4 protein-coding genes are annotated in these 3,361 nt (G+C 67.4%); 3 read left to right on the top strand and 1 reads right to left on the bottom strand.

Going from position 1 to position 3,361, the window contains the following annotated elements:
• Window positions 1-412 precede the first annotated feature (412 nt).
• Window positions 413-1,054 (bottom strand): DNA-3-methyladenine glycosylase, encoded by a 642-nt coding sequence (locus tag AB0C62_RS42020; protein ID WP_362982574.1) that lies wholly within the window; start codon window positions 1,052-1,054, stop codon window positions 413-415.
• Window positions 1,055-1,268: 214 nt separating this feature from the next.
• Between AB0C62_RS42020 and AB0C62_RS42015 the strand changes: the two genes are divergently transcribed.
• The 3 genes from AB0C62_RS42015 (at window position 1,269) to AB0C62_RS42005 (ending at window position 3,294) form a co-directional block, all read left to right on the top strand.
• Window positions 1,269-2,054 (top strand): sporulation protein, encoded by a 786-nt coding sequence (locus tag AB0C62_RS42015; RefSeq protein WP_362982572.1) that lies wholly within the window; start codon window positions 1,269-1,271, stop codon window positions 2,052-2,054.
• 49 nt (window positions 2,055-2,103) lie between these two features.
• Entirely contained in the window at window positions 2,104-2,643 is a 540-nt protein-coding gene (locus tag AB0C62_RS42010) for a YbhB/YbcL family Raf kinase inhibitor-like protein (protein ID WP_362982570.1), read from the top strand.
• Window positions 2,644-2,787: 144 nt separating this feature from the next.
• Window positions 2,788-3,294, top strand: coding sequence for an HNH endonuclease (locus tag AB0C62_RS42005; RefSeq protein WP_362982568.1), 507 nt, complete (start codon window positions 2,788-2,790; stop codon window positions 3,292-3,294).
• Window positions 3,295-3,361: the final 67 nt, after the last annotated feature.

The raw sequence follows: 3,361 nt of genomic DNA, 5'->3' as shown, positions 1-3,361 counted from the left end.
TCTCGGGCTTTCCTCCGGGCGCTTCCCTTCGGTCTTGCGTTTCCGACTCTATCAGACCGTTTCCGTATCCGATTTCCTCGGCGCTTTCCAGGTTTCCGCTTTCGCGTTTCCCTTTCCGGCGAGTCCGACTCTACCAGATCCTTTCGGGCCTGATTCCCGGTCGGCCGGGGTTGCCTTTGGGCCTTTGAAAGCTTTCGCGTTTCGTCGGCCTTTCGACATTCACTACGTTAACCGATTCCCTCGGTGACTCATAATCGAGTTCCGCGGGTTCGAATTCAGGCATGCGGACATGCCGAATGTGCCCCGGCGGAGGGGAAGTCGTAGGTAGTGGGTTGGCCGCTTCCGGCTGCTGGCTGAACGCCGTACCCGGTTCAAGCGGCTCGGGCTACATTACGGTTCCCGCAAGGGCGAGTCAAGTTGAGCGCCGACGGGGTACGTGGGCTCGATAAGGGCTCACCGTCGGGTCGTTGGCGATCCAGAACCGCCAGGGGTGGACGCCCCCGTCACCCGAGACTCCGGTGCGTGGGCCACTGCTCACCTGGTCGGGAAGGACCGGTGTGCCGGTCAGCATGGTCACGGGTGAGCCCCCGGGGCCGCAGGCGTCCGTGCCGTCGAGTGACCGGTCCACGTCGAGTGCCGTCGCGAGGCGGGCCGGCCCTTTGGCCAGTTCCCTGTCGTTTCGGGCCGAGAGTCGACGTTTGCGGGCCAGTTCCGCGCCCACCGTGACCTCGCCGGCCCGGAGGAGAACACCGCTGGGCCTGCCCTCGGGGCCGCAGACCAGGTTCATGCAGAACCACATGCCGTAGGTGAAGTAGACGTACACGTGACCGGGAGGACCGAACATCACGCCGTTGCGGGCGGTGCGGCCGCGGTAGGCGTGTGAGCCCGGGTCGTCCGGTCCGTCGTACGCCTCGACCTCCGTGAGACGCAGTTCGATGGGACCGTCCGGGGTGGCGCGTACGAGGAGACGCCCCAGGAGGTCGGGGGCCACCTCCAGTACGGGGCGGTCGAAGAAGTCCCGTGTCAGGGGCGTACGGTCAGGGGCCGCGATCATGGCGTCCGAGCGTAGTCCAGCCGTCCGGTCCGCCGGGCGAAGGCCGGAGCGGCGCAGGGCGGTCCTGAGGGATGGCTGTCGGCGGGGTGGTCAGGTGTCCCCTCCCTTGGAAGGGTGAGGACACGGAACCGGTCGGGGCCGGATCGCGTTTGTAGGGATCAAGGGATCCACACGGACACAGGACGGAACAGGCTTTGCCTGGGGAGGAAGTGACATGGGGTTCAAGCGGCTGCTTGCGAGCATGGGGGCCGGTGGGGCTTCGGTCGAGACGGTGCTGACCGAGGCGAACACCGTTCCGGGCGGCGTCGTCCAGGGCGAGGTGCGGATCCAGGGCGGATCGGTCAACCAGGCGATCGAGGGTCTGTCGGTCGGCCTGCAGGCCAAGGTCGAGGTCGAGGGGCACGACGACCAGGAGTACAAGCAGAACATCGACTTCGCGAAGCTGCGGCTCGGTGGGGCCTTCGAGCTGCAGGCGGGAGCCGTGCACGCGGTGCCGTTCGGGCTGGAGATCCCGTGGGAGACGCCGATCACCATGATCGACGGACAGAGCCTGCGAGGCATGAACATCGGCGTGACCACCGAGCTGGAGATCGCCCGCGCGATCGACTCGGGTGACCTCGACCCGATCAACGTGCACCCGATGCCCGCGCAGAAGGCCATCCTCGACGCGTTCATCCAGCTCGGTTTCCGCTTCAAGAGCGCGGACATGGAGCGCGGCCACATCCGGAACACGCGTCAGCGGCTGCCGTTCTACCAGGAGATCGAGTTCTACCCGCCGTCGCAGTACCGCGGGCTGAACCAGGTCGAGCTGAGTTTCGTCTCGGACGACCGCGCGATGGACGTCATCCTGGAGATGGACAAGAAGCCCGGCCTCTTCAGCGAGGGCAGCGACTCCTTCCGGTCCTTCCAGGTGGGCCTGCAGGACTTCCACGGCACGGACTGGGCCGGGTATCTGAACCAGTGGCTGTCCGAGGTCGGCAGCAAGCGCAGTTGGTTCTAGGACTGTCCTAGGCTCGGACTCACAGATTCCGCCGTTCAGGAGGTATGACGTGACCGAGCTCAACAGGGCGCCGCTCCCGCACGCTTTCCATCCGCCGGTGCCGGCGTTCACGGTCACCAGCGAGGACGTCGAGCCGGGAGCCGTGCTGAAGGACGCACAGGTCCAGGCCGCCGGGAACACCTCTCCCCAGCTCAGCTGGGAGGGGTTCCCGGCGGAGACCAAGAGCTTCGCCGTGACCTGCTTCGACCCGGACGCCCCTACGGGCAGCGGGTTCTGGCACTGGGTCGTGTTCGACATCCCGGTCTCCGTGACGGAGCTGCCGGTGGGTGCGGGGAGCGGCAAGTTCGAGGGATTGCCCGAGGGCGCGGTCCAGGCCCGCAACGACTACGGGTCGCGGGACTTCGGCGGCGCCGCGCCGCCCCCCGGTGATCCCGCCCACCGGTACGTGTTCACGGTGTACGCGGTGGATCAGGAGAAGCTCGGCCCCGACGCGGAGGCGTCGCCGGCCGTGGTGGGCTTCAACCTCCGGTTCCACACGCTGGCGCGCGCCCAGCTCGTCGGTGAGTACGCGGCTCCTGCCGAAGACTGACGTTCACGGAACGTTTGCCCGCCTCTGGTCTTGGAAGTGATCAGGGGCGGGCATTTTTTATTGCGTTGTCCATCTCGTCGTGCCCGGCCAAAGTTGATCCCAGTCCGCCGCAGGTGGGCCGGTGCGCAAGAGGAGGTGGGCTGAATGCGGGACACGCTGGTACTGAACGCGAGCTTTGAGCCGCTGTCGACGGTGACGTTGAACCGAGCCGTCGTTCTGGTACTGACGGACAAGGCCGTCGTCGAGCAGGCCCACCCCGAACTGCGTATGCGCGGAGCCGCCCTGGACATCCCCGTGCCCCGGGTGATCAGGCTCTGCCGGTATGTCCGGGTGCCCTTCCGAAGACAAGCGCCGTGGTCGAGGCGGGGTGTGCTGATACGTGACCGGCACCGCTGTGCCTACTGCGGTCGCCGTGCCACGACCGTGGACCACGTGGTGCCGCGGGCTCAGGGTGGTCAGGACTCGTGGTTGAACACGGTGGCTTCGTGCGCCGAGGACAACCACCGCAAGGCGGCCCGTACGCCGGAGCAGGCCGAGATGCCGTTGCTGCGGCAGCCGTTCGAGCCGACACCGGCGGACGCCATGCTGCTGGCGCTCGGCCAGGACGACTTCAAGGCGCTTCCGGAGTGGCTGGCCCAGCCCGCCGCGTGACGCCGTACGACGTAGGGGCCCACCTCCTGGCCAGGAGGTGGGCCCCGGCGGCGGAGGGCGGCAGTCC

Origin of the sequence: Streptomyces sp. NPDC048643, assembly GCF_040650615.1 — a bacterium.
Taxonomy (GTDB): Bacteria; Actinomycetota; Actinomycetes; order Streptomycetales; family Streptomycetaceae; genus Streptomyces.
This window is presented reverse-complemented; position numbering and strand designations above follow the sequence as displayed.